Raw genomic sequence first — 25,274 nt, 5'->3', positions numbered from 1 at the left:
ACGTCGATGGCGGGGGCGTCTCCGACCATGTGTTCGCGCTATGTCATCTGCTTGGGTTCCGGTTCGCGCCGCGTATCCCGAATATCGCCGCACGCCGTTTGCACCTGTTTAGGGGTCGGTACACAGAACGGACCCAGGATGGGGTGCTCGTGCGCCCAGCCTACGAGCTATGCGCTCTGATCCAGCTACGCGAGCGCCTGCGCGCTGGTGACGTCTGGCTGACGGAAAGCCGTCAGTACCGCGCCTTCGACAGCTATCTCTTGCCGGAGGCTACCTTTGCAGCGATGCGTACCCGTGGTCTGCTGCCCCTGGCGATCAACGGAACAGCCGAGGCCTTCCTCTCCCAACGGCGCGCCACGCTGGATACCGCGTTGATGCAAGTATCGGACTTGGCTCGACAGGGGAAACTGCCGCAGGTGCGCCTGGACGGAAGTGGCCTCGTGATTTCGCCGTTGAAAGCGATCACGCCCTCAGTCGTCGAGGATCTGCGGCGGGCTGCGTATAATCGGCTGCCACGGGTCAAGATCACCGATCTTCTGCTGGAGGTCGATTCCTGGACCGGCTTCACCGACTGTTTCACCCATCGGCGCTCCAGCCGTATCGCTGATGACAAGAACGCGCTGCTGACGGTGATCCTGGCGGACGGGATCAATCTCGGGCTGACTCGTATGGCCGATACCTGTCAGGGTGCTACCCTGCGCCAGCTGGCCCATCTGCATGACTGGCACATCAGCGAGACCGGCTATACCGAAGCGCTCGGCCGCCTCATCGAGGCGCATCGCACCGTGCCGCTGGCGGCATTGTGGGGCGACGGCACATCATCGTCGAGCGACGGACAGCAGTTTCTTGCCGGTGGCCGGGGTGCTGCGATCAGCGACATCAACGCGCGTAACGGCAGTGAACCGGGCGTGAGTTTCTACACCCATGTCTCCGATCAGTATGATCCGTTTGCGACCCGGGTAATTGCCGCAACGGCCGGGGAAGCGCCGTATGTGCTGGACGGCCTGTTGTATCACGCGACCGGTGTATCGATCGAGGAACACTATACCGATACGGGCGGCGCCTCGGATCATGTCTTCGGGCTGATGCCGTTTTTCGGCTATCGGTTCGCACCCCGACTGCGGGATCTGAAAGAGCGCAAGCTGCATCTGCTGCCCGGCCAGATCCCGGGTGATCTTTTGGGCGGCATGACCGGTGATCCGATTGCGGCCGATCATGTCGCGGTGCACTGGAACGACGTTCTGCGTCTGACAACGTCCATTCGCAGCGGTACCGTGGCGGCCTCGGCCATGCTGCGCAAACTCGCATCCTATCCCCGGCAAAACGGTCTGGCGGTCGCCTTGCGCGAAATCGGCCGGATAGAGCGCTCGATCTTTATGCTCGACTGGATGCGGGATCTGGATTTGCGCCGACGGACCCAGGCCGGTCTCAACAAGGGCGAGGCCCGCAATGCGCTCGCCCGGGCGCTGTTCTTCAACCAGTTAGGTGAATTGCGGGACCGGCGTTTTGAAAATCAGGCCTACCGCGCATCGGGCCTGAACCTGCTGGTCGCGGCAATCATTCTCTGGAACACGCGCTATCTGCAAGCCGCCATCCAGTCACTCGGCATTCCCGATGATCTGGCGCGGCATATCGCGCCGCTCGGCTGGGAGCATATCTCCCTGACGGGCGACTATCGGTGGAACGTCGAGGAACAACCGGAAACCGGAAAGCTGCGGCCGCTCCGGATGCCTGCTTCCTTGCTGGCTGCATGACTTCGAACGGGATGTTCTTCAGGCGTTCACCCTAAGCGTACGTAAAACGCACTTTCGTGTAGTCAGCCCTATATGCGCGTTTCTTCCGTCGATGAGCGCCAGTCAGTGGACTTGCAGCGCGATGCTCTGGTGCAGGCGGGCGTCGATGAGCGACACATCTTCCAGGACAAGGCTTCTGGAGCACGCGATGACAGACCCGGTCTTAAAAAATGTCTCTCTTATATAAAGAGTGGTGACACACTCGTTGTCTGGAAGCTGGATCGGCTGGGGCGATCTCTTCCGCATCTTCTGACAATCATAGAAGATCTGAAGGCCAAATCCGTGTCCTTCCGTTCCCTGACCGAACAGATGGACACAACAACGTCTCATGGCGAGCTGATGTTCTCCTTGTTTGGCGCTTTGGCTCAATACGAACGCGCTTTGATTCATGAGCGTGTCATGGCAGGGCTTGCGGCCGCAAAACGTCGAGGCCGAATAGGCGGACGGCCTCCGTCGATCAGTCAGGAGCGTTTGGACATGGCGCTCGACTACCTCAACAAGGGTGAGAGTAAGCTCTCCGTTGCGCGACGTCTCACAATTCCACGCACAACCCTGTTGAACACTCTTGAGCGGATAGGCTGGCAACCACGCTCAAAGAGTGAGGAAGGCGACGGTGATGTTGACGAGCGTACCGCAGAAAATAACCAGAAGAAGCCTCTCAACCGCCGCAGACGACAGGCCTGACGGGGATCGGTTCGACCGCAGATATTTCACCCGCGCATACCCGGCCAGGATCAGACTGATCCCAACAATCCCGGATACCATGGCCACACGGTAGGACAATGCCGTCATTGCTGGCGTAGAAATCTGGCTTCTCCTTTAAGGTGTGTCCGCAATGGACACACCACTAAGTCACATTCCCAAAGCACGGCGATAGATGTCCAGAAGGGTTTCCTGTTCCTCGACTTGGGCGGGCTCCATTTTCCGCAGCTTCAGGATCTGTTTGATGATCTTGACGTCGAACCCAGCCGACTTGGCTTCGCTGAAGATGTCCTTGATATCTCCGGCCAACGCCTTTCGTTCTTCTTCCAGGCGTTCAACCCGCTCAATGATGGATCTCAGGCGATCCGCTGCAATTCCTCCGGTCTGAACGGTGGTTTCAGCAGATGCTGTGTCCTGTTCTTCATGTGCCAACATACAGTTCTCCTTTCACTCGCCCAATCTGCCACCTCAGTCTGCGACTGATGCGTCAATGGTAAGTCCGATCAGTCGAAAGGTCCGACGCCAGCCCATAGAGGGTCCGGTCCAGAGCCAGCGTACCGTCAAGGTGGCGCTCGATCATGGCCCGAAGCAGGCCACCAGCCGACCGCACTTTCCCTTTGCGGGACTTCGCGGAAATCACACAGACGGCGACGGCGGCCTCGTATCGGCCCATGACGCTGCACGCCTGGCGCCAAGCATGAGAGGAAATTCCCAGAGAACCTGTCAGCATCTCGACGGCCTCGATCAGCTCGGCCTCATGTGGGCGACTGCTAGTGCACAGGTCTCGCAAGTCAGGAACAAGCTGGAGAAGGAAATTCGGTCCGGCCTTGAAGCCCCGAAGCGGTGAGGCCTTGGAACGGGAGACACTGTCAGACCCAACTACTCCTTCCTCTATGCCAACGCCGGCGCAGCCGGCTCCGCTTACAGTAACTTTAGTTATAGTATTTGGGTTTGTATTAGTATTGTGGGGTCCATCAGTGCGCCCCATGGGGTCCATTTCCACAGGGTCAGCCCCTGCAATCATGGCCTCCAGACGCTCGACCAAACCCTCCATCTGCTCAACCAGCGGCGACAGGATGTCCAGGTCGTGGTCATTACCACGCAACGCCAGGAGCTGATGCCCGTTCTGCTGGATGCTCATGACCGTCGGCCTGTCAGCCGTCGTCTCCAGGGCCGTGGCACAAAGGGCCGTAATACGGCGGCCTAAGACCATCGCCCGCTTGTGCAGACGCTTTCCTTCGCGTTCCCGCTCTCTGAAGGCCTCAACGCGTTGGAGCATTTCGTCGTAGCGCCGAGACAGCGGGGACAGATCGAACCCGTATCCCTCTAGGATCGCACCATTGCGGCCCTCGCGCCTTAGCCAGCGCTGCTGATTCGGGCTATCGCGCATGATGATCCAGCCCAATTCGCTGAGGCCGCGAAGCCAGCGCTTGACCGTGGATCTCTCGATCCCAAACCGCTCGCAGATGTCGCGATTGCGCACAGAGCAGATGGTGAGGTTGTCATCTTCCCAATCCACTGGCTTCGTGCGGCTGATCAGAAAGCCAAGCAGATCGGACTGGCGCGGCTGAAGGCCAAGCGCTCGGGGCTCCGTATGCAAAGCGCTCAGGATCTGAGCCTTGGTGGCACCGCTGCGGGGCAGGGCCTCACACTGCAGTTCAGCCAGAATCATGGCCGGGGTGATGCGTCTCACCCCAGCCTGATGGGGGTCATGCGAAAGAGAACAGGTCATGGAAAACTTCTCAGGATTTCGGGTTTCCGAAGCCCTGCTTTCCAACCCTTCAAACAAGCCCCTCCCGTTTGCAAGAAACTCTTGCATTCGAAGCTGAAATGTAGGATTGAAAAATCAGCGGAAGATATTTCAATCCAGTTCAATCGGTTTGGCGACCGATGGGACTACGTTCTTAGGGCCTCGCGAAAGCGGGGCCTTAAACGTATCTGGGCTCTGGCTAACTCACTCAAACAGTTCCTTCTTCAAGCCCAAATAGGCGATTTGCCTTTATGCTTCTCCTGTAGCGAGAAAGAAAGGCCCTTTTCAGAGTCTCCCGGCCGCTGAGACCTCGCCACAAGGATCTGCGACTTTCATCTGTAACATGAGTCTGTTCCACGCTCGCAAGGGAGTGATGAGAACAAAAGCGGCCTTTCGTAATTTTTTTTCACAATTCGTTAAGGAAACCTTTTTTCTTTGCGCTAGCCCGTGCTAGAGCGAAAGGGAAGAAAGAGAGAGCAGATAAAGTCCATAAAGAGACTGTATCCAGAACTCTGGTGCGATCTGACCTCATGTCCTAGTATTGTGGTAAAGGTGACGGATGGGTTCGGTTTTTATACCAGAGAATAATCAAGCAAGTTCTCTGTCGGATGACTTGAATTTCGCATCCTTCTGCGCTGAAACACGGTCAAGCATAGATTGTGTTATTTATACGCTCTCGATTATTTCAAATATGACAGTCAAATCTCCTTCAGTCCTACAAGACTATGCTTTGCAGGTTACTGAGTGTGAGCGACGCATGCACCGTCTGAAAATGCTAGAGTCCTCCAATCCGATGCTCCAGAAGTGTAAGAACGAGTGTCTCGCAAAATTTGCTATTTTCGAAGCTGATAGCTCTGGCGAGTTTTGTACTTCTTCTCGGGCATCTTCTTTCGATTTCAAGACCGAGATCGTTTCCTGAAGAAAGTCGCAGATGAAGCCTTCAGTCTCCTACGCATCGCAAAGGAGACTGAAGTCATGAAGCATTATCTTGTGTGCATTCCACTGCTACTGGCGCTAGGGGCTTGCTCTGGCAACGTCTCGGCCGATCATGGTCACGGCCCGAAGCCGCCGCCACTCAAACACGCTCGCTATGAGCCGGGCGCGGCCTATGGATCAGCCCGAGCGGTCTGGGCACCACCTGTCTATGATCGGCAAGGTCATATCGTGAAGGTGGAAGATCCCCGCAATTCTGGGGGCCGTGAAGACTACGAGCACGCGGCCTGGGCCGTTGGTGGCCCCAACAACAACTCCACGCACCCACCCGGAACCTTCTAAAAGAAAAGCGGCCCTCTGGGGCCGCTTCCTGTTTCAGGACCGTCGAGGAAAAAGGGTGTCGGCCTCTCTGATATAGGCCAGCATCCCGGCCTTCCTTCGCTGACGAAACTGCCAGTTCATCCACCCATTCTGCAGAATATAGAGCCCCAGGGCGAACCAGAACGGCATCATCTCGATCGCAGTCACAAGCGTCTGACTCCGCCATAACCCGCTGAGGCCGACAATGATCCACGCTGCAAGAAGGCAAGCCCCGATGAGGGCTGCGGCCCAGGCGCGTTGATACGTCCTGGCCTGCTGGTTCTGGAGATAGATCTCTACCGCTGCCGGACTGACATCGTACACTTCTGCCGTCGCAACAATGTCGATGCGGCCCGAATCATCAACGCGAAACCCGTCTTCCGCTTCAGGCTTTCTTCGGACAATGCCCCACAGTGTCCGAAGCAGACTGTAGCCATCCCGAATACTCGCGGCCCCAACCGCAACGGATGGAGAACCTACGACAAATCGGGCTGCCCGGCCTGTTTTGGCCAGGACTCCCTTCTTTTCGTTCGCCCCACTCACTGGCTGACATCCGTCAGGAACTTGTTCAGGTCTGGAGGCACGCCGTCGAGACGCCCCAGAGACCCATCATGATGCTTCCAGAAAAAGGTCGGTGTGCCTGTCAGCGACACCGCTTTAGCCGCTGCCATGTTGGCATCAAGTCGGGACTGCGCTTCAGGAGACGGTTGATCCAGCACATTCGAGAGGCCGCCAGACGTCCAGGCCTGAACCATACTCGCATCCGCAGGCAGCGAGGTCATGGCCTTGGCGTAACGCGTACTTGCGCCGCCATCCTCGTAGTCCAAGAGCGAAAGCGGCACGACCCTCAGACGCAGCTTGCCGCTATCAACGGCAGGCTGAAGGAGCTGCATGGCGCGGATCGAGAACGTGCAGCGCGGATCAATAAACATGATCACTTCCGGCGCACCCTTCTGGCCGACCACACCGGCATAGATCTGCTCGGACAACGAACCGGCCGGGGCCTTTCCACCTCCCGGGACGTCGATCCGAACCGTGGGAACGGCCCCTGGAATGTAGCGGATCTGCTGTCTTGTGATGTTTTTGCCTGCGGTATCCCACACCGTACCGGCAATCGCGGCCTGACCGTCTGGCGTCGCATAAACGACCTGGAAACGGTCGCCGTTGCGCACAAACATGCCCCTGGTGCCATGCCAGACCTCCAGATCTGTCGCCCGCTTACCCATCAGCTCATGAAGACGGTCATAGGGGACGGGAATGAGTGTTCCGCCAATGATGAAGCTGTGATTTTCAGGCGTGAAGAATACCAGAAGCTGGTTATCGCCGTGAGCAACACCTGTCTGAAGGCCGTGCTGTGGCTCTGCCCACAGGATCTCGCTGCCTGCCTGCACCAGCCGCTGGATCGCGTCAGTCGGCTGAGGCCCGAGCGGAGCAGTTTTTTGAGGTGCTGATGTTTGGGCAGGCGAAGAAGGAACAGCGCATTGGGTCTGCGCCATTGCCGGTGCTGCCAGGAGCAGCGATCCGGCGAGATAAAGAGAGGTACGAGAACGCATAATGGGTCTCCTGAAGAATTAAGGAGACCCTATCGAGCTAAGATGCGACTAAGAGCTGCTTTTTGGAGCGTCTGGCAGAGGACCGTAAAGGGAGCGATACTGTTTGAGCGAAGCCTCGGCTTTATCTGCCCAAGCCTTCAACTCGTCGTAGTTAGCTTCCGACTTATCGCCAAAATCTTTCCACTGGTTTGTTAAAGACTGCTGACGCTCCAAATCAGAGCGCGCCTGGACCAGATCTGCCTCAAGAGCCGCAATCTGGTCCTTACGCTCTTTCATGATCCCTTCTTGCCACTTGATATGGTCGAGGAACTCAACACCCTTTGCAGTGAGAGTGTTGATAAGATCCTCTTGTTTGCGGCGTTGTGAGCGATGTTGAATGCGTTCGGCAAATTGACGGTGTTCTAGGTCCGTCTCTGCGGACATGCGTCCGAGAGTATATCCAGCCCAACCGCTCAATCCGTTGCCATCACTGCCCACTGCCTGCACCTTTAGGTCGTTCTTGAAAGAGTTGTATCCACAACTCGTTGCCGATCACCGGAGGCCTGCTGCCCAATCTGATTTTGGCCACCTTCTTTTTTCACCATTGAGTTAAGCGAGCTGTCAATTCCTTTCAGCGTCCCAGCCATACCAACGACGGCCGCGTCCCTAGAAAACTGATCCAGATCGACACGGTTCCCTTCATGGAAGCCGATCATGGCAGGAACACGCTCTGGCAGGATCGCAATCAGCCTGAAGCACATGAGAGCAAGCGTAATATGGACCGTGACGTACATGCCGAGCATGACGACGACACCAATAAGATTGGTCACGATCCAGCCATGCGAGAGCACGAACCCTGCGGCTACGCCGAATGTCTGGTGGATCAGCCAGGACATGGCGTCAAATACGAAGTAGCCGAGGAAAAGCCCGAACAGCATCAGGGTCGGTCGGAAAAGGACGTTGAAGATCAGCGCATATCCTGCTTTCGCGTGCCCATGCAGGCCTTCGCCGGACATTGTCATGTGGGCCAGCATCCAGAGCGGGACAGCGATTACGCCTTCGCACACCAGAATGAGCCAGCCAGCAACGCCCGCCATCCACATCACCCAGGGGATCATCGGCAGCACGAACGCGAGTGTAAGGCCCGGAAGCAGAAGCGCCATTGCGCCTGTGAGAATTGGCGTGCTGAGGAACTGCACGACGACATGCCCCACACCAATGCCAGCAGCCCCCGCGAAATTGCCGGTTAGAGCCGCGCCAGCCGCTGTGACTGCCGATCCTGCGTCTGAACTAAGGAGTGCTGCGGACGCCATGACCAGGAGGGCCGTGGTGATCATCCAGTTCCCGAGGCCCATGAGATTGCCGAACGGATCCGTCCAGTAACCTTCAGCGCCAGACGGTTCGATGAAGGCCATGACCGTCTGGAGCGTGTAGTCGCTCAGATGAAGAGACCGCGCGACCTGAGACAGCACCCCCGCGCCGTCACCGCTCGGAGTAACGCCGGCATAGAGATCACTGCTTCCGCCTGGAGCATTCATGCCGTCCTGCGTGGCGACCATATTGGAGATATTGGCCAGAAGTGCACCAATCGACTGCATCATGGGCGCAATATCTCCGTGAACGTCCTCGCCCAGTCCAACATAGGTCGGGGCACTGACAGTCGGCGTTGACGCCATCAGGGACATGGTTTCCCCATTGAGACGGGCAAACTCAAGGTAGTAGGCCCCCGCACCGGTCCAGCCGAGGCTATCAAGCCGGTTCTTGGTGTTGGCCGCGTCTCCGTTGGTCCCGCTGTTCCACGCCTGAAAGCTGGTGCTACGCTGTGTGACGGCTGCCTGAACCTGCTGGCGGATACTGGCAGCTTTGGCCGTCAGCTTGCTGGTGTAGTCATTGGTCGCCTGCGTCATAAGGGTCACGAGCGGTGCCAGACTGGAGGACTTCTTGGTCTGCCAGAACTGGGTTGCAACCTGCTGGACCTGTGGCCGGATCTCGCCCACCAGAACGCTATCCAGAATCTGCTGCTGCATGGAGGCCGTATCGACCGTGATCCCCAGAATCTTCGTCGCGGCGCGCGGAGCCTGGATGGTGACAGAACCGCAAACGGGCTGCCCGTCTCCCGTGGTCATCTGATACGGATAGGTAATCATACCCAGATCGGAGCCGGATACGGCCTTTACGGTTCTCCCGGTCGGGGCTGGCACGAGGCTCGAATTGGATGAGGCCAGGTTGACCAGATCCCGGCACATTTCATTGGCGATCAGGCCAGCCACAATGGTTTTCGTACCCGGCACCATGGGCTGTGCGATGGTTTTTCCGTCCGGACCAATCGCCTGCACGGCGGAGGAATAGACCGTCTTCGCCATACCGACCCCCCAGAGCGAGCCCTGAACGAACGCAGCCTGACCGGCACTAAAACCCCCTGCGACCGGAAGCATCATGATGGCGCCAAAGGCCATGCGCACGATACTCATGGAGGTCTGATTCGATCCAAGCACCTTCGACGTCTCAGCCGAGCGATGCATGTTCATCATCATGACGTAAGAAACAAAGGCCATGGCCAGCGCCATGACGAAGCCGGAGAGGTCGCCCAGCATGGTCCCGATGACCGTGGCCTCGGTGCCGGTGGACGTCGAGGATGATCCGAAGACCGGAAAGACCGACTTGATCATGGTCGCGGCCCAGTCATCACCGGGATCGAGCATGTTCCAGGTCACGCCATAGGTGGAGTTTCCCGACGTCGAATTGCCTGTGACCGACTGTGCGTGAGCCACCCCTGTCGCGAGTAAGATGGGCAGGACGCTGAGCGCCCTACCCGTGTTTCTGAAGCGTCTGAGAGAAGTCATCACTTATAATCCCAAGCTGGCGCTGGCTGACGCAGAAGGGGACGGCCGGAAAACAGAGGCGACGGCCTCAACCGCCTTTTTCACCAGCTCACGGGCCTTCTTTGAGAGATCTTCGACCATGCTGGTCCCGGCTTCCTTTCCCGGCACCCCCTTGGCAAGCTCGCCAATCTTGCTGTCCAGGCCGTTGAAGCGCTGCTAGACCTGAGCCTCTGTCCCGCGCTGCACCCCAATATCGGCAGCTTTCTCACGATGAGCGCCGTAGGCCGCGACCGCCTCACCCGCTTCCTTCAACTGCGCTGCGAACGCCTGGTTGGTGCTCCGCTCGGCTTGAAATCGCGATTGCAGGCCTTCATGCCGACCTCCCGGCCGCATTTCGCTCAACACACCATCCATACCGTTCGGCTCGGATTTTGCGGCCTCAGCGATTTCCCGCATGACTGACGATGCCGGTGTATTCTGCACGGCTTCCAGAGCACTCTGGGCCTTCAGGCCCAGGGCCTCGGTCTGATCCAGATGATTGGCGTCGGCCTGCTGCCCGTGGGCCGCATTCATCGTCTGGGCCTTGGCCATCCAGTTAGACCCGGGCGTGACGGTCTGCTGCACGGCCTCAGGACGAATGGCCTGTGCGAGACGGGTAAAGAGACCCGGGCCGCGCACCTGATAAACGACCTTCTCATCGGCTTCCTGTTCAGGGGTCTTCGCCTCCTCCTTCGCCGGCCCAGGTCTATTCTGCGCTTTAGCTCCGGTATCAGCTTTGCTCGATGCCTCTGGTGCTGCCTTCTTGTTCTCGGTTGCGCCAGCGTTTACCGGTCGCTCAGGGCGTTGGGCCTGTGGCTGGTCTGCTCCCGGCTCCCCGCCTCCAGGAGAGGCGTGCATCCGTGGATCAGCCTTTTCTCCCGAGGGATGAGTTGGGGTGTCACCCTCTTGCACGCGTGGATCCTCACTATCCTCTGGCTCAGGGGCGTCCGGAATATCATCGAAAGGTGGTGGCTCAGGACTTCCATCAAACTCGGAGGCCGGTTCCACAGGTCTGACGTCTGCCTGTTCGTCCTGTGTAACGGTCTGCGCGTCAGGGTCGTGTGTCGAGAACCGTGCGGCAGTGGCAACCCGCTCGGACAGGGATTGAAGAACCTCGTCAATCTCCGGATTACCCTGCTGATCGGCCCCCATGGAGGCGACGCGCTCCGACACAGAGCGCACCGTGTCCACCAGTCGCTGATCCATCAGATCGGCGGTCTGCCCCATAAAGCCCTTGAGGGTCTCGGACGTCAGGCCGGGCACGCTCATGGCACGCTGTGTCATCTCTTCGCGCAGCCCATTTTCCTGCGGCAGAACCGGTCCGACCAGACGCTCGGCGTCCTGAAGCACATAGGCCACGTTGGTCCGAAACCGCTCATTGGCTGCAAGGTCCGGGTCCTGATGCTTCTGGGCAAGCAGGGTAATCTGACCGGCCAGTTGGGGCGCATCCTTCTCAAGTTGGGGCCGCACACGCTCCAGGCTCTGGAAGACGTCCGCGAGGGCAGGGATCTGCGTATCGTTCTGGGCCATGTCAGCCTCCGGGATTGACGTTTGGGGATGGGATGGGGGCAAGTCTCTTGGCCTCGCTTTCCTCTTCGTGCTGGGCCACCTGCGTTGCGGCGAGCGAAGACTGGAAAAGGCCGAGACGGTAAGTCTGCAGGGCGAGGTAGTTGGCCTGCGCCTGCTCTATCGCCAGCTCACGCATGACTGTTGCGGGCGGCATCTGCTGAAGGTTCTTGTTCCAGGTCACGCCAGAGACACGGCGATTGACCTCAAGACTCATCGACGTCAGCCACGAGGCCTGATCCGAGACAGTCATGCCCTCGGCCTGCATCTCGGTTTTCTGCACGTCGGTCAGGTTGATCGAGGGGATCTCCAGCGAGGTGATGAAATTCATCACGTAGCGCGAGAGCGACATGCGGGCGTTGTAGGCGCGACGACGCAACGCGGCCTCACGTCCGGACGTGGACGTAAGCTGCTCGCCGCGCAATGCGGCCGGAGCCACAGGCTGGATAAGTGTGGTGCTGTAATCGTTGGCGGCGTCCACACCACCATCAGCCGACAGGGTGTCCTGCCCGAACAGGGAAATGGCTCGTTGATCCGCATTGGGCAGACGGGAAAGAGCCGAGCAGAGACCGGCTGTGACGTCCTCCTGCGAGCAATACCGCCGCCCGTGCAGCGCCATGCTCGATGCCACGCCCTGGCCCTTGCCATAGTAAGACGGCGTTCCGGCGTCGGCCTCTCCACGACTGTCCGTAATCGTCGCAATCGCGCGGGTTGCCGTTCTGGCCGACTGAGACGCACCCTGGGTGGCCTGCGCCCCGTCAATCCCCGTGCAGAACTCCGGGTTCATCATATGCTCGTCGCGGATCGTCGTATCCTGCTGGCGGCGAGCAAACTCCGCCATCGCTGTATTGGACGCATCCGCAATACGCTGCTCGGCGGCGACACCCGCCTTTTCGTAGTTACTGAGCTGAGTGAAACCCTTGTTCAGCATCGAGCTAACGGAGTTCGGGTTGCTCAGGCTCTCCATTGAGCTCGTAATCTGGGACGTCAGTGTCTTGGTCATGGAAGACAAAGCGTTGCCGGTAAATTTTTGTAGCCCGCTGATGGCCGCAACCACGGCGGCTTCACCGATGAACGCGTTCGCAGGCTTCGGCATCACAACAAGAACGGTCGTGCAGAGGAGCATCGTTGCGATTGTCGGATTGAGGCGGATCTTCATCAGAATACCCCATCCAGAGAGGTGCTGGTGTAGCCGGTCGGCAGACGTGGCTCCCCCCGGACATACCCGTTTGAGTCGCCATTTCCGAGGCTCCCGGCCGCAAGCTGCGGGCCGCTGCCGCCAAAATTCAGGGAGGGGCACATGAGGCCGTTTCCGCCTGACAGGCCGAGACCGACATTCACACCGTTCAGGCTCAGGCCACATTGTTGCGCGGCCCCGACGGTATTGTCCCATTCGGTCTGGGCGGCCGAACAGATTTCTCCTTCGACCTGCCCGACAACGTCATTGATCAGCGCTGCCGGGTTCGCAATGTTCGTCAGGAGATTGAGGCCCGTCCCATTGAAAAACTTGTCCAGGCAGGAGAGGCCACTGACACTTTCGGGTTGCTTCTCATAAGCATTGTTAGCCTTGATGCGCCCGTTTACGGCGTCCGCTGCCGCCTGCGTGAGGGTTGCGCAGGCCTGACTGCCCTGTGATGCGGCAGATGCGCTCAAAGGGACCGACAAAGCAGCGGCTACGAAAAGAAAGGATGTCCGTTTCATGCGGCCACCCTTTCTGCTTCTGGATCGAGAAGGTCGCGCAGAAGCGCGAGACGATCGTCAGAGAAGACGCGCGCGGACAGCTCTGCCCGCTTCTGGTTGTCTGTCCATGCGACCAGTACAGCACGGCTGGAGACCGCAGATGCTACAAGATCCTCTCCGCCGCTGACGGTCGAGACCACTTCGGAAACAAAGGTCCGTCGCTCCTCGCTCGGTAAAGACACAAGGAGATCGGCCAGAGAGGCGATGATCGCCCCGTCCGTGCCGGAAGTGTGTCCATTCCGGACACGGAAATGCTCAAGCAGATTGTGCCGTGCAAGAGCAAGGTTAGGGGCCAGAGAACTCTGCGGGGTGTCCCTGTGCGGTGTTGGATCGTCTGGTGACATGCCTCTCTCCTGGGTAAGTCCCAGCAGAGAAGCAGTTCGATCTGCGACTAACGCTTATTTCTTCAAAATAGTGACGTGTGCGCGCCCGACCTCGATACGCTCGCCGAGCGGGCTGACCGTTGTGGCCAGAACCTTGTTCCATTCCCGACCGCCCTGCCAGTCAACGGCCTCACCTGGATCAACGCCCGCACCGTAGGTGACACGCACACCTGATGGCACGATCTGCCTGATCGCAAACGAGAGTGGCACCTGATGGCCATAGCCGGACGTCATGCGGAAGTGATGAACCACCTTCGGCGGATCCGTCTGCACGGATGGTTCTGCGGGAGGTGCAAGAGAGACCGGTCCCGAAGGGGCTGGCGAAGGAAGGGGCGGGGGGGCGTGACTGATCTCGAAGGCCGCTTCCGTCAGTATTGCTTTGGGCATCGCTGGAGCTGGCTGCACATGGGCGGGGGGCAAGATTATAAACACATGGTCTCTCCTGAAATAACTTAAAATTCTAAATCGCAGATCGACATGCGACTGAGGAGAAATGTTAAATTCGAACTCAGTTGTCAGGGGCGCTCTCGTGGGTATTTTGCAGTATCCGGACCCGAAGTCTGGTGTGTAAGCCTGCCGAGAGAGAGAACTAGCCATGAACAAGAAAACAGAGACGCAGGTAAGTGACGGCCAAACTGACGAATATCTTGTGGACCTAGGACAGAGAATTAAAGAAGTTCGGGAAGGCAAGGGAATGAATGTGGTAAACATTTGTTTCGTAACAGATTTGGCTGTTGGGACGATTTCAAATATCGAGAGGGGGAAAAATGTATCTTATGTGACCCTTCATAAGATACTTCTAGCCCTTAAGACACCTCCCAATGAAATACTCCCCCCTGATGATCATGATATACTTCCGATCGAAGTAAAAATAAGCGATGAAGACACACAGAAGTATCTGGACTTGGTCAGTGCCTTCCAAAAAACGTCTGCATCTTTATCTCTTCTAATACATAAGCTCCAGCTAGCCCGTGAGCATGACGTTGCCGAGAGCAAGAATGTCACCTCGTCAGAAACTGACCCACGAGAACCTGTTGTGAGGCAGCTTGGTGAACGAATCAGAGATATTCGACTTGCCCGTGGGATGAACGTCTCTGAGTTAGGCGCGGCTAGCGGGCATCAGACGCCCGCTCTGCAACTAATAGAAATCGGTTTGAGAAAGCCCTCAATCGAGTCTCTTCGACGTATCGCAGCGGCCTTGAAGGTCGCTACATTCGATCTATTCCCTGGGCTTCCCAATCAGAAAGAGATTTTCAATTCTCTCCGGACGCTCGGACTCTACAGCAACATTCAGAGCGTCCGCGAGCAGGTGGAATTTTTTAACGATAGCTTCATCGCATTAGGCGCCGCCGTTCAGAAACAGGTGAACTAACGAAAAACTTTTTGTCGTTTCTTGTAATAAGACTTGAAACGGATGATCTATCGTCGGATAAGACCTTACACGTTGAAACGCGATAGGGACTTCCGACGATGTTTGCACACACCCGCTGCTCCCCACTTCCGGCTTCCGGCGTCGTAGCAGGTGGGCTTTTCCAACCGTCACTCGTAGAACGCAGCAATACGCATTCCCCGATTTCCCTTGGGAAAGCTCCTGAGGAAATCAGAACGCTCGTCATCACGATGGCCACCAAGGGCGTAAATGCTGCACACATCGCGGCCGCACTTTTCATAAGCCGCCTGGAGATTGAAGCCATTGCGCGAGAGGAAGGACTTCCTCTCAAGCGCACCCCGCTCAGAAATGGGCCTCGGGCATGGTCTCTTCTCGACATCAGCCGCCTCAGCCGCGCATGGGCCGAGGGCGAAGACCTTTCCGCCATAGCAAAGCGTCTCGACCGCACAGTCATGGCGGTTCGCAAAAAGCGCGCTGCCCTCGGCTTGCCCGCGCGGGAACGCTATGCCGAGGTGGTCTGGACGGACGCCGACGTTGCCACTCTTCTGGCTCACCGTGAGCGTCGCATCGGGCTCCAGCGCATTGCCAAACAGATGGGCCGCAGTGTCCGCAGCCTGCAACGAAAGCTCGTCAGCCTCCGCCCAGGTGCTGACTCTTGCGCCATTCCGGCCGACCCATCCGTCGTCCTGACCTGGGAACAGGCGTCACGCCTGACGCCAGAAGAGCGTCGGGGCCGCAGATGGCAGGTCCGGAACTCACCAACCGGGCTGACCATCGGCTTCAGCCGGAATGCCTGCACCACGCGCTGGTCCGTGGAAATGCAGCACGAGCTGGCCATGCGGCATTTTGCCCACCAGTCTCCTGACGCAGTGGCCGAGGACTTTCTCCTGACCGATCGCACCATCGTCAGTCAGTCCGGATGGCTCCATCTGCCGCGCCGCTCCAAGAAAGACATGCGCAACACGTTCGATCCGGACCTGTATGAGGTCTATCTGAAGAAGATGGATTACGTGCGCCGCGAATGCCTCGGTAAGGCCGGGTTCTATTTCTGGACCACCCGCCGTAACGGCCGCCGTATCAGCCGCTTGCACCAGCAGACCGCCGTCATGCGCTCGGGCGATTAATCCGCAAATATCGCCATTTTTTCAGCTTCAGTCGCAGATCAACGGGTCACGGTGACGATGACACAGTCATCATGAGGTTTGAAATGCCATCCGCAGCCCCGCTGTCGTTCCACGGAGACATCGCGCCATGAGCCGCTCCTCGGGATCCCTGAGCCGACGCCTGACCGATCCTGATTTTCAGGGAAAGATCGTTGAGCGTTCCTTGCAGACGTCCATCGCCCTCTCGGCTGTCGTGGTCGTTCTGGCCGTTCTTCTGGCCCGCGCCTGGTCGTATCATCCACTCCCGAAGTATTTCTTCGTGGATGGGATCAACGCCCCTCGCCCGGCTATCGCGCTGAACAGCCCGATCCTCAGTCAGGAAGATTTCCTGTCGTGGGTCATCAAGTGGTCGCTCAAGCCCTACAACATCAATTACCGGGATTATCCGTCGCAGCTTAACGCAGCCGGGTCGCATTTCACCATCAATGGCTGGAATACGTTCGCGCAGTCCTTCGTCCAGGACGGCAATCTGGCGAAAATGAAAGAGGCCAAGCTGCTCTGCTACGCGCAGCCGACGCGTGCCGCCACCATTCGCCAGCAAAGCATGGTCAACGGTCATCACCATTACGTTGTGCAGTTCCCGTTCGTTCAGACCTGCGAGAACGTCAATGTGGAAAGCTCCCAGACCCTGATTGCAACCGTGCATGTCGAGCGTGTCGATGACGCTGATCACCCTGACGGTATTGCCATCACCCAGCTTGTGGCCAGCCCGCAGTGAGGATCCGTGCCATGAAAAACCGTTCCTTTTCGTTAGCCCTTCTTGGCCTCATGGGCTTCATGCCCTTCACCGCGCTGGCACAGTCGGCCGCCCCTGGTCCGGAGACCCCACCAGCGTCTCCCCCTCTCTCTGCCGAGCAACAGGATCAGCAGGCCGCCGAAGATGAGGCCATCCCCCTGACGCCGGAGATGATCCGTCGCCTCGGCAACCGTCTCAAGGAGAACCAGAAAGCGCGTGAGGATGTCGCTACGGAAGTCGCGGCTCCGACAAGCCGCCCGGCCATTCGCGTGTCTTTCGCACCCGGCCAGCAGACATCGCTGATTTTCACGACCAAGGGCTATCCCACGGCCGTCTCGTTCGTGGACCGCTCCGGAGCACCCTGGCCGATTGCGTGGAACACGACCAGCACGTCCGCCAATCCGGATGGTCTGAAGAACTGCTCGTCTGACGGGGGCAAAGGGGGTTCCCCTGCCGTGCAGACCACGGGTTTTTACACCTGCGTTCCTTATGCTGGCAGCAACACCATCAACATCGAGCCCCTGTCGCTGTCTCCGCGTGGTGGCCTGCTCGTCACGCTCAAAGGCGCCATCAAGCCGATCTCGTTCTTGCTTCTGGCCGGTCGGGGTACCTATGACGACAACCTGACAGTGCGCGTGAACGAAGACGGCCCTAACGCCAAACAGGAAATGGGACCGGAAGCCGCCCCTGGCACGGCAGAGCCCTTTATGAACGCCATGCTGTCGGGGATCGCTCCGGCCTCTGCCGTTCCCCAGAGCGTTGAAGGTCTCTCCCCTGACGACGTGCGGGCTTGGCGGATGGGGAATGAACTCTACATCCGCACGCGGCTGGCGCTCATGACGCCTGCCTGGGACAGTTCTGAGCGCGGTGAAGACGGCTACACCCTCTATGCCTTCCGCCAGACCCCCTACATTCTCCTGTCGGATTCCGGTCGGACCGTGTCCGCGTCTCTCAAGGACATGACGCCATGATGCCGAAGCTTCCCAAGTTCAAATCCGTCCTGTCGAGCGCGACACGCGGCGGAAACCGCCGCCTGGTCCTGCTCGGCGCCTCGGCCGTCTCCGTGATCGCTCTGGTGCTTGTCGTCTCACATCATGAGACCAAGCAGATGCCCAAGTCTGACCCGGGTCAGATCGCAGAGATGAACGCTCTGCCCGCTGGAACCAACACCAATCCGGAACAGGATCGTCTGCGTCATCTGCAGAACACTGAGACCGCGCAGAAGTCCGAAGGCGCTGGCCAGTCCTACACGCCGGATCTGGCACCGGCCGTTGCGCGCGCCGACAAGGGCGAAAAAAAGGATGCGGTCCTGTCCTATGATGGCTCACATGGTCAGCCGCAGGAAGTCGGGTACAACGCGCCGATTACCCCTCCTGCACCGCCGCCAACGCCGCCGCATATCGAAAATGCACCGCAGGCACCGCTTGTGCAGACCGATCCGGCCTATTCCTCTTCTGGCAATGGCGAAACCTCCCAGGCCGAGCAGCAGGAGCGTGAAAAGCGCCGCGCCCGCTATGTCGCCGAAATCGCGCGCATCGAAAGCGGGCTTCAGACCCGGCCCCCTGTCTCGGATCTTCAGGAAGCCGTGTTTAAGCCAGAGCAGGACGGCCAGCCTCAGGCCGAGAAGACAATGGCCACGCGTGGGGCAACGGGCGCATCCGCAGCGGCCACGGCCTCACACGATACGGCAGCTCCGCCAGCTCTGATTCCTGCCGGTCGCGGGATCTATGCCCATACCGTCACCGCGACGGACAGCGACCTGTCCGGTCAGATCGTGCTTGAGGCCGATAGCGGTCCCATCGCCGGCGACCGCATGATTGCGACTGTCGCAAGGGCACCCGGAAACGAGCAGCTCCTGGTCGTGCAGGTCAACAAGATCATTCATCAGGGCCGCAATCTGGCAACCAACGGCGTGGTGATGGCGCCCGACACCATGAAGCAGGGTGTCGCCTCCAGCGTCGATCCCCTGATTTTCCAGCGGTTCGTCATGCCAGCAGCGGCTGCATTCGTGCAGGGCCTCGGCCAGGCCATCGAGACGACATCGAACGTTTCCGGCAGCTACAGCGCTCTGGGTGGCATGAACTATATCCAGCGTCTGAACATGGGCCAGCAGCTCGGCGTCGCCGCAGGAAGTGCCGCCTCGGCCGTCAACAGCGCCCTCACACAGGACACGCCAACCCGCTCGCGGATCATTCTGGCCGCCAATGTGAATGTCGGCGTCATGTTCATGGATCCCGTTGTCGATAAGCCCTGAATTTCCGCACTCAGTCGCAGATCGTTCCCCGATCCTTCTGGCAGTCTCAGCCAGAAGGATCTTTTTTATGAGTTCCACAGTTCATCACCTGAACACCGAAACCACTCCGCGTCGGATGGAGCCCGCGTCGGCCTCACCCCCGCCGCCTTCTCACCACGACACCGTGGCGGACGATCCGGACGGTCACGACGCCGACGCAACGGCCCATGCTGACAGTCACACGGTCGAACCGGCGCCATCCGGCTCTCCTTCTTTTCTCACGCCCCTCATCTCGCGCTACGAGGCGCTGACACCCCGCCAGAAGCTCTACGGCGGTTCGGGTCTCGGGATCTGCGGCGTCCTGCTCGTGGGGATTCTGGCAGCCAGCGGGCATCACCATCGCGCTGTCTCCGCGCCTGGCCAGGAAGTCGGCATGGATCAGTCGGCAGCGCCCGTGGCTCAGGCCCCCGAACCGGCTCCGGTGGCGGCCCCTCCTGCAACCGCCGATCTTGCGGAAATGCAGACCCTCGGCCACCCGAAAGCTGCGGCGAACCCGCCCGCCTCTGCGACCGCCCCGAAAGCGCCGCCTGCGGCCGCCGTTGCCACGCCGTCAGCCGCATCGCAGTCTGCGCCAGCCCAGACTGACGCCCCGGCCGTTGCTCCGCCCACACCTCCTGCCGATCCGGTCAAGACAGCGCAGACCCTTCAGGCCGCGCCCATGGCGACCCAGCAGCAGATCGACGTGCTTCAGCTCGTCACCGAAGAGGCCCGCGTCATCGAACGCGAGCGGGGCGAGGTCGAGAGCCTGCGGCAATCTCTGGCAGGGCGCAGTAAAGCTGAAGAAGACCGCCTGAACGATCTGACACGGCGCATTTCCCTGATTGAAGCCAATCACGCCGTCACGGGTGCTGAAAACTCCGGTGCGGATGAGGCCGCACAGGCCCACGCAGCAGCCGAAAAGGCGCGTGCGGCCTTGAGTGCTGTCATGAACAGGCCTGCGGCTGCGGCCCCGACGTCTTCGAACGCTCCACCCGCTCCGGCCGCCGTGGCCGGCCCGGCTCCAAAGCCTGCCTGGATCCATCACTACCGGATCGTTGCGGCCTCACCACAACTCGCCATGATCGAAGACAGCGCGGCCCCAAGCGGACAAGCCCGTCAGTTCGAGGTCGGCGTTGGCACCGTCATTCCCGGTTACGGCGCCGTCCTGACCATTAGCCAGCAGGGCGCCACCTGGGTTCTGCACACGGCTCATGGCGACCTGAACTGAGGAGGCCAGCATGGAAGGCCTTGTCAATCTCGTCCATGAAATCGCCGTTGGCATGGGCTGGCTTCTGCCCACGGCCTGCTACGCTGCGGCCGTGAGCTGCCTGATCTTCAGTCTGGTCGGAATCTATCAGTATTACCACCCGACCATTCAGGCGCTGCAGGACAAGCCGTGGCTGCCCTACCTGTCGCTCGTTCTGTGCGGTGTCTTCGCCTCGTTCAACGTCATCCTCACCAAAAGCACGGCCTCGGCCGGAACCGACGTGCAGGTCACTCTGGGCGACGCGGCGACCAGTTACAGCACGGCGGACAGCCTGATCACCGGTACCGGCCCCAAAGACGCGATCCTGGCGATCGTCAAAGACTTTGCCCTGTTCTTTCAGATGTTCGGCGCATGGACGTGCTTCTTCGCCGTCCTGACTTGGTTTGCCATCCAAAGAGGCCGTTCAAACCGGGAGCGCCTTGGCTGCGGCATCCAGTACGTCTTTGGCGTCATGCTCCTCAATCCCGTCAAGGACGCCACCTGGATCCTTTCTTTCTGGCCCTGAAACGGGCTGACGAAAAAAAACACCCCTCGCCCGCCTCAGTCGCAGATCACGCGGTCAGATTGGTTGGCAGAGGGGATTGTCCCTCACAACGGAGAAACAACTCATGACATCCCAGACAGCCCCGTCTTCTTCCCGCGCTCTCACCAAGATCGGCGCGACCGTCGCGACAGCAACCATGCTGCCGATGGTGATGGCTGGCACCGCCCTTGCTGCCGCAGGTGGTACGGCCTCCAGCAACGGTCTTGGCAAGCAGATCCAGAACATGGCGCAGGAAGGCACGGACACCATAGGTGTCGGCTCTGCCGCAGCCCTCTACGCACTGGCCATTGCCGCGCTCGTGACGGGTATCGTGCTGTTCTACAAATCCCAGAAGGAAGAGACCAAGCGCCCGGGCATGGCGATTGCCGGCGTCGTCTGCTTCGTTCTGGCCGGTGTGGCGGCTACAGGTCCGAAGTGGATCAACAACTCTGCGAACACGGCCTCCAACGGGAATGCTGAAATCAGCAATACCGCCAAGAGCTACCAGTTCCAGTAAGCTGACATGACCTCCGATCCGTTCTTCCTCCAGCCTGGTCTCGACCAGGAGATCCGGCCCGGGAAAGACGGGTCGGATGGCTCGTTCACCTGCTCCTGCTGCGGTTTGCCGTCGCCCGGAGCAGGTCTTCCCTGGACTGGTCCCTCCTCGGGGGCCGGTCTCAGGGTCTGCCAGGTGTGCAATCTCCTGCAGGACACATCGCGTGCGGCCATCGACGCCGAGGCCATGCTGGTCTGGTGGCCGGAAATGTCCCAGTCGCGCCTGATGTTTCTTGTTCGCACGGCCCACCAGACGCTCCGCCTGATGGCCAGACAACAGGGTCAGTCTGACAGCCAGTTCTGGAACACCGTCCTGAAGGCCATTCCGGACCCTCTGCTCGGCACGCAGTTTTCCCCCTCTTTCCGGACGCCCATGACGCTCCTGCGTCTGCTGGAATCCAGACGTGCGGAAGCCGAGCATCGCCTGCAATCCGGCTCCATCCGTCAGATCACAACGGCCATGCGCCTGTGTGGCAGCGCCGATGAGGCCGTCCAACGCAATCTCGCTCTCCTCCGCGCAGGCCTGCGCATTCTGCCAACCGGCAGGCTGCTTGACGCTGGCGCTGACGTTTACCCGGCCTTCCTCGACAAGGCCCTTGCCCTCACCCCATCCTGACGCGGAGTTTCCAATGTCTGGCTTTTTGACCGAACTGCTTGCCAGCGCGAGCCTCTTTCTTCGTCAGCCCCTCGAATCCTTTTGCGACGTCGAGACCAATCATACGGACGCCGTCCATCAGGACCGGCTCGTGACACTCCGGGGCGAGTATGTCTCTGTTCTGCGCGTGAATGGTCTGCGCACCATGTGCTCGCGTGCAGACGTGGAGGCCGTCGCCGAACAGCAGCGCATCGAACTTCAGGGCCTGCTCGAAGGCACCGGTCATGTGATCGAAGGCTGGTATATCTCCGACCCGGATCAGGCCCGCGTCGCCGTGGATCTGCTGGCGCTCAATGGATGCGAACAGATTTCACGCATGATGAACGCTGACTTCCACGACATCATCAATGAGCGCCGCCTGCGGTGGCCTCAGGTGATGCGGTGGGAGGATGCCTGCTACATCCTGTGGACCCGACCGGCCGTTCTGACCCGCGAAGAAAAGAAGCAGGTGGCGGCCGAGAGAAAAGAGCAGGTCAAGGCGTGGCCAAAAGCGGGGAACGGTCAGCGCTTTACCCTGCGCTCCGAACTCATGGCAGGCCGACATGATGCGTTTGTGGCGCGTGTGCAGGACAGCATGTCCAATCTCGGCATCTCCACAACGCTGCTACGGGCCGATGAATCCATCACGCTGGCGCGTGAAACGCTCTACCGAGAGACGGCCGGAAGCAGCTGGAAGCCCACGCTGGTGGGCGACCCTGTCATGCCGCGTCTTCCGGATGACGAAAAACAGAGCAAAAAGACCGAAAACCTGCTCTGGCCGTCCCTGCGCGATCAGATTTTCAACGCGGATGCCGAAAATCAGGGCGGCCAGCTCGTGACGGTCGGTGACTACACCTATGCCCCCGTGGACATGCTTCTCGGCCCCGAGGATCCGCGCCCGTTCTCGGAACTGCTCAACACTCTGGGCCGCAAGCGTCTGCCCTGGCGCAGTTCCATGATCCTCGAAGGCGGTGGCAAAGCCGCGTTCGCCATCAAGGAAACAGGGGCCACCATGCTCGGCATGTTTCCGGGCAACAAAGACATTACGCGGGCTTTTCAGGCCATCAAACGTATGCGCGAGACGGAAAACCATAATTCCGTCCGGATGCGGATGACCGCCAGCACCTGGGCACCGGTCGGCGAAGACAAGCTGCTGCGTCGCCGTGCGGCCGATTTATCTCAGGGCCTCGAAAGCTGGGGCGGCTGCAAGACCACCCGTGTTCCGGGCGACCCGCTTGAGGCCGCCATGGGGTCGGTTCCCGTGCTCTCTCTGGGCTCCACAGCCACTCCGGCTCTTGCTCCTCTGGGGGATGCGATGGGCATGATGCCGTGGATGCGAAGCGCCTCCCCGTTCCCTCAAGGTTCCATCCTCTTTCGCAAGCCCGATGGCGGGATCTGGCCATTCGATCCGACTGGCGGCGGCGTACGTGAGCATATCGCGGATATCATCGTCGCCCCTCCAGGCAGCGGTAAGACAGTGCTCGGAAACACCATTCTTCTCGGCCTGCTCCTGAGTTCTGCGGCCATGGGCAATAATGGCGTCAAGCTGCCGCTGCTGGCGAAGCTGGACATCGGCCATGCGTCTCTCGGCTTCATCGAGATGGTCCGCAACGCGCTTGGGCCGGATCGTGCCCATGAGGCCATCTTCGTGGAAATGCAGATGGCACCCGGTTTCGAGGTCAACATCTTCGACCTTCAGGTGGGGCTCGAATATCCTCTGCCGCTCGAAGAGGTTGCCATCGAGAACTTTGTGTCCCTGCTGGCTACTCCTCTCGATGGCAAGCCTTTCGAGGGGATGGACCAGCTCGTCGGTGACGTCATCCCGGAAGCCTATCGTCAGTGCACGGGTGTTGCAGGTGGCAATCCGAAGCACTATCGCGAGGGCATCGAGCCTCTGGTGGATGAGGCTATCCACCGTCTCGGCCTCCAGCTTCCGCATCACGCGGCGGCCGAAGGCGATCTTGAAAGCGCGGACCCGACCTGGTGGCGTGACGTGGTGACGGCCCTGATCGCTGCGGGCGAGCATCGTCTGGCAGGGATTGCCCAACGTCATGCCGTTCCGGTTCTTCAGGATCTGATTGCAGCGGCCCGCGCGCCGGAAATCTTTGATCGCTATTCAAAGATCATCCTGCCGACGCAGGAAACGCTCATTCAGGCGTTCGAGCGCTACATCATGGCGGCCATCAAGAAGTATCCAACCCTCTCTGAACCGACCCAGCTTGATCTGGGAGATGCCCGGATCATCGTACTGGATCTAGCCCGCGTCGCCCCGCAGGGATCTGAGAGTGCGAACCGGCAGACGGCCCTGATGTATATGCTCGGCCGCTACCTGATCGGCCGGAACTTCTTCCTGCATCCGGAATATGCGGATCTGCCGGTCATGCCCGAGAATGTGCGGGAGTATCATCGCAGCCGCTTCACCGAGATGAAGGAGACGATCAAGCGTCTCGATTTTGAGGAGTGGCATCGTCCCAAGGAGGCCCCGCAGGTCGATAAGCAGGCGATCCGCGACGTTCGTGAAGGCCGTAAGCACAATGTGCAGCTTTCGTTCATCAGTCAGCGCAGCGGCGACTTCAGCGCTGATCTCGTGGGTCAGTCCACGGCCCGCTGGATCCTGAAATGCGGAGACGAGCGGGAGGCCAACGAGATGATCGAGAACTTCAAGCTCACACCTGCCAGCGCCTATGTGGTGCGGAACCGCCTGCCCGGTCCAGGCCGCAACGGTGCGCCGTTCTTCGTGGTGATGAACGCGGCCGAGGGTAAATATGAGCAGCTTCTGGTCAACGTGCTCGGCCCCATTGAACTCTGGGCCTTCTCCAGCACGCCAAACGATACCGCTCTGCGGTCGCGCCTCTTTGCCCGGATGCCCTCAAGCCGCGCCTTGCGGTGCCTTGCTATCGTGTTCCCGGGCGGGAGTGCGGAAAAGGAACTGGCACGCCGCAAGGCTCTGGCGATGAAAAGCTCGTTTCTTCAGGACGAGCAGGCACAGCAAGGCGTCATGGATGCGCTGGTGGATGAGATCCTGTCAGGCCGGGGCATTGCCGGGGGCTTGTACGAGCGCCTCGAAGCCATGGATGAGCAGCAGCGGGCCGCTGCGTAAGACGCACGATTAAA

Annotated in this window: 24 protein-coding genes; 13 read left to right on the top strand and 11 right to left on the bottom strand. The window is 59.6% G+C overall.

Annotated elements, in window-relative coordinates; genetic code table 11:
* Positions 1–1,754: Tn3 family transposase (locus HKD24_RS10915; RefSeq protein ID WP_194260302.1), on the top strand; the 1,754-nt coding region annotated here is incomplete at its 5' end.
* A 72-nt stretch (positions 1,755–1,826) separates the two neighbouring features.
* Positions 1,827–2,477, top strand: coding sequence for a recombinase family protein (locus HKD24_RS10910; protein WP_194260301.1), 651 nt, complete (start codon positions 1,827–1,829; stop codon positions 2,475–2,477).
* Positions 2,478–2,645: 168 nt separating this feature from the next.
* Here HKD24_RS10910 and HKD24_RS10905 read toward each other — a convergent pair whose 3' ends face one another.
* Together HKD24_RS10905 and repC are read right to left on the bottom strand one after the other, a co-directional pair.
* A complete protein-coding gene (locus HKD24_RS10905) occupies positions 2,646–2,930 on the bottom strand; it encodes a DUF2312 domain-containing protein (RefSeq protein WP_061490889.1) in 285 nt (94 codons plus the stop codon).
* A gap of 52 nt (positions 2,931–2,982) precedes the next feature.
* The gene (gene repC, locus HKD24_RS10900) at positions 2,983–4,227 is read right to left on the bottom strand and encodes a plasmid replication protein RepC (protein WP_194260300.1); all 1,245 of its coding nucleotides are present in this window, start codon (positions 4,225–4,227) and stop codon (positions 2,983–2,985) included.
* A 993-nt stretch (positions 4,228–5,220) separates the two neighbouring features.
* Here repC and HKD24_RS10895 point away from each other — a divergent pair.
* Complete coding sequence (locus tag HKD24_RS10895) at positions 5,221–5,520, top strand: hypothetical protein (RefSeq protein ID WP_063905454.1); 300 nt, start codon at positions 5,221–5,223, stop codon at positions 5,518–5,520.
* Positions 5,521–5,553: 33 nt separating this feature from the next.
* Here the strand turns inward: HKD24_RS10895 and HKD24_RS10890 are convergent, their stop codons facing one another.
* The 9 genes from HKD24_RS10890 to HKD24_RS15305 all read right to left on the bottom strand — a co-directional run bounded on the left by HKD24_RS10890 (position 5,554) and on the right by HKD24_RS15305 (position 14,007).
* Positions 5,554–6,081 carry a hypothetical protein gene (locus HKD24_RS10890; protein ID WP_194260299.1) on the bottom strand — a complete coding sequence of 176 codons (528 nt, stop codon included), beginning with the start codon at positions 6,079–6,081 and terminating at the stop codon, positions 5,554–5,556.
* Positions 6,078–7,091, bottom strand: coding sequence for a thiol:disulfide interchange protein (locus tag HKD24_RS10885; RefSeq protein ID WP_194260298.1), 1,014 nt, complete (start codon positions 7,089–7,091; stop codon positions 6,078–6,080). Before HKD24_RS10885 ends, HKD24_RS10890 begins: the two co-directional genes overlap by 4 nt.
* Before the next feature lie 48 nt (positions 7,092–7,139).
* Positions 7,140–7,514: an HlyD family secretion protein gene (locus HKD24_RS10880; protein WP_194260297.1), complete on the bottom strand. Its 375-nt coding sequence runs from the start codon at positions 7,512–7,514 to the stop codon at positions 7,140–7,142.
* A 65-nt stretch (positions 7,515–7,579) separates the two neighbouring features.
* On the bottom strand, positions 7,580–9,913 hold the full coding sequence (locus tag HKD24_RS10875; protein WP_194260296.1) for a DotA/TraY family protein: 2,334 nt from the start codon (positions 9,911–9,913) through the stop codon (positions 7,580–7,582).
* Positions 9,914–10,108: 195 nt separating this feature from the next.
* On the bottom strand, positions 10,109–11,461 hold the full coding sequence (locus HKD24_RS10870) for a chromosomal replication initiator protein DnaA (protein WP_228124330.1): 1,353 nt from the start codon (positions 11,459–11,461) through the stop codon (positions 10,109–10,111).
* 1 nt (position 11,462) lies between these two features.
* Positions 11,463–12,656 carry a hypothetical protein gene (locus HKD24_RS10865; RefSeq protein WP_194260295.1) on the bottom strand — a complete coding sequence of 398 codons (1,194 nt, stop codon included), beginning with the start codon at positions 12,654–12,656 and terminating at the stop codon, positions 11,463–11,465.
* Positions 12,656–13,198: a hypothetical protein gene (locus tag HKD24_RS10860; RefSeq protein WP_194260294.1), complete on the bottom strand. Its 543-nt coding sequence runs from the start codon at positions 13,196–13,198 to the stop codon at positions 12,656–12,658. The genes HKD24_RS10865 and HKD24_RS10860 overlap by 1 nt, the downstream gene beginning before the upstream one ends.
* On the bottom strand, positions 13,195–13,581 hold the full coding sequence (locus HKD24_RS10855) for a hypothetical protein (RefSeq protein WP_194260293.1): 387 nt from the start codon (positions 13,579–13,581) through the stop codon (positions 13,195–13,197). The genes HKD24_RS10860 and HKD24_RS10855 overlap by 4 nt, the downstream gene beginning before the upstream one ends.
* A 54-nt stretch (positions 13,582–13,635) precedes the next feature.
* The gene (locus HKD24_RS15305; protein WP_228124329.1) at positions 13,636–14,007 is read right to left on the bottom strand and encodes a hypothetical protein; all 372 of its coding nucleotides are present in this window, start codon (positions 14,005–14,007) and stop codon (positions 13,636–13,638) included.
* A gap of 208 nt (positions 14,008–14,215) precedes the next feature.
* Between HKD24_RS15305 and HKD24_RS10845 the strand changes: the two genes are divergently transcribed.
* From HKD24_RS10845 to HKD24_RS10800, 10 genes are all read left to right on the top strand, one after another.
* On the top strand, positions 14,216–14,992 hold the full coding sequence (locus tag HKD24_RS10845; protein ID WP_153430484.1) for a helix-turn-helix domain-containing protein: 777 nt from the start codon (positions 14,216–14,218) through the stop codon (positions 14,990–14,992).
* Positions 14,993–15,090: 98 nt separating this feature from the next.
* On the top strand, positions 15,091–16,134 hold the full coding sequence (locus tag HKD24_RS10840; RefSeq protein WP_194260292.1) for a hypothetical protein: 1,044 nt from the start codon (positions 15,091–15,093) through the stop codon (positions 16,132–16,134).
* 127 nt (positions 16,135–16,261) lie between these two features.
* Positions 16,262–16,891 (top strand): DotI/IcmL/TraM family protein, encoded by a 630-nt coding sequence (locus HKD24_RS10835; protein WP_194260291.1) that lies wholly within the window; start codon positions 16,262–16,264, stop codon positions 16,889–16,891.
* Between the two features lie 11 nt (positions 16,892–16,902).
* A complete protein-coding gene (locus tag HKD24_RS10830; RefSeq protein WP_194260290.1) occupies positions 16,903–17,880 on the top strand; it encodes a DotH/IcmK family type IV secretion protein in 978 nt (325 codons plus the stop codon).
* Positions 17,877–19,163, top strand: a complete 1,287-nt coding sequence (locus HKD24_RS10825) for a DotG/IcmE/VirB10 family protein (protein ID WP_194260289.1) — start codon at positions 17,877–17,879, stop codon at positions 19,161–19,163. Before HKD24_RS10830 ends, HKD24_RS10825 begins: the two co-directional genes overlap by 4 nt.
* 67 nt (positions 19,164–19,230) lie before the next feature.
* A complete protein-coding gene (locus HKD24_RS10820) occupies positions 19,231–20,409 on the top strand; it encodes a hypothetical protein (protein ID WP_194260288.1) in 1,179 nt (392 codons plus the stop codon).
* A 10-nt stretch (positions 20,410–20,419) separates the two neighbouring features.
* Positions 20,420–20,953: a hypothetical protein gene (locus HKD24_RS10815; RefSeq protein WP_061500992.1), complete on the top strand. Its 534-nt coding sequence runs from the start codon at positions 20,420–20,422 to the stop codon at positions 20,951–20,953.
* 103 nt (positions 20,954–21,056) lie between these two features.
* The gene (locus HKD24_RS10810; RefSeq protein ID WP_062501831.1) at positions 21,057–21,488 is read left to right on the top strand and encodes a hypothetical protein; all 432 of its coding nucleotides are present in this window, start codon (positions 21,057–21,059) and stop codon (positions 21,486–21,488) included.
* 174 nt (positions 21,489–21,662) lie between these two features.
* Positions 21,663–22,142 carry a hypothetical protein gene (locus HKD24_RS10805; RefSeq protein ID WP_225198646.1) on the top strand — a complete coding sequence of 160 codons (480 nt, stop codon included), beginning with the start codon at positions 21,663–21,665 and terminating at the stop codon, positions 22,140–22,142.
* Between the two features lie 13 nt (positions 22,143–22,155).
* Positions 22,156–25,260 (top strand): ATP-binding protein, encoded by a 3,105-nt coding sequence (locus HKD24_RS10800; RefSeq protein ID WP_194260287.1) that lies wholly within the window; start codon positions 22,156–22,158, stop codon positions 25,258–25,260.
* The last annotated feature ends 14 nt before the right edge of the window (positions 25,261–25,274 follow it).

The organism is Gluconobacter vitians (genome assembly GCF_015244565.1).
Lineage (GTDB): Bacteria > Pseudomonadota > Alphaproteobacteria > Acetobacterales > Acetobacteraceae > Gluconobacter > Gluconobacter vitians.
Note: the sequence above shows the minus strand (reverse complement) of the source record. Positions and strands in the feature narration are given on the sequence as shown.

Bases quoted from the DNA above. Each gene is read 5' to 3' on its own strand.
- HKD24_RS10845 (WP_153430484.1), top strand. From the start codon at position 14,216: ATGAACAAGAAAACAGAGACGCAGGTAAGTGACGGCCAAACTGACGAA.
- HKD24_RS10860 (WP_194260294.1), bottom strand. From the start codon at position 13,198: ATGAAACGGACATCCTTTCTTTTCGTAGCCGCTGCTTTGTCGGTCCCT.
- HKD24_RS10895 (WP_063905454.1), top strand. From the start codon at position 5,221: ATGAAGCATTATCTTGTGTGCATTCCACTGCTACTGGCGCTAGGGGCT.
- HKD24_RS10905 (WP_061490889.1), bottom strand. From the start codon at position 2,930: ATGTTGGCACATGAAGAACAGGACACAGCATCTGCTGAAACCACCGTT.
- HKD24_RS10855 (WP_194260293.1), bottom strand. From the start codon at position 13,581: ATGTCACCAGACGATCCAACACCGCACAGGGACACCCCGCAGAGTTCT.
- HKD24_RS10870 (WP_228124330.1), bottom strand. From the start codon at position 11,461: ATGGCCCAGAACGATACGCAGATCCCTGCCCTCGCGGACGTCTTCCAG.
- HKD24_RS10825 (WP_194260289.1), top strand. From the start codon at position 17,877: ATGATGCCGAAGCTTCCCAAGTTCAAATCCGTCCTGTCGAGCGCGACA.
- HKD24_RS10810 (WP_062501831.1), top strand. From the start codon at position 21,057: ATGACATCCCAGACAGCCCCGTCTTCTTCCCGCGCTCTCACCAAGATC.
- HKD24_RS10830 (WP_194260290.1), top strand. From the start codon at position 16,903: ATGAAAAACCGTTCCTTTTCGTTAGCCCTTCTTGGCCTCATGGGCTTC.
- HKD24_RS10800 (WP_194260287.1), top strand. From the start codon at position 22,156: ATGTCTGGCTTTTTGACCGAACTGCTTGCCAGCGCGAGCCTCTTTCTT.
- HKD24_RS10875 (WP_194260296.1), bottom strand. From the start codon at position 9,913: ATGACTTCTCTCAGACGCTTCAGAAACACGGGTAGGGCGCTCAGCGTC.
- repC (WP_194260300.1), bottom strand. From the start codon at position 4,227: ATGACCTGTTCTCTTTCGCATGACCCCCATCAGGCTGGGGTGAGACGC.
- HKD24_RS10885 (WP_194260298.1), bottom strand. From the start codon at position 7,091: ATGCGTTCTCGTACCTCTCTTTATCTCGCCGGATCGCTGCTCCTGGCA.
- HKD24_RS10840 (WP_194260292.1), top strand. From the start codon at position 15,091: ATGTTTGCACACACCCGCTGCTCCCCACTTCCGGCTTCCGGCGTCGTA.
- HKD24_RS15305 (WP_228124329.1), bottom strand. From the start codon at position 14,007: ATGCCCAAAGCAATACTGACGGAAGCGGCCTTCGAGATCAGTCACGCC.
- HKD24_RS10815 (WP_061500992.1), top strand. From the start codon at position 20,420: ATGGAAGGCCTTGTCAATCTCGTCCATGAAATCGCCGTTGGCATGGGC.
- HKD24_RS10880 (WP_194260297.1), bottom strand. From the start codon at position 7,514: ATGTCCGCAGAGACGGACCTAGAACACCGTCAATTTGCCGAACGCATT.
- HKD24_RS10835 (WP_194260291.1), top strand. From the start codon at position 16,262: ATGAGCCGCTCCTCGGGATCCCTGAGCCGACGCCTGACCGATCCTGAT.
- HKD24_RS10820 (WP_194260288.1), top strand. From the start codon at position 19,231: ATGAGTTCCACAGTTCATCACCTGAACACCGAAACCACTCCGCGTCGG.
- HKD24_RS10865 (WP_194260295.1), bottom strand. From the start codon at position 12,656: ATGAAGATCCGCCTCAATCCGACAATCGCAACGATGCTCCTCTGCACG.
- HKD24_RS10910 (WP_194260301.1), top strand. From the start codon at position 1,827: ATGCGCGTTTCTTCCGTCGATGAGCGCCAGTCAGTGGACTTGCAGCGC.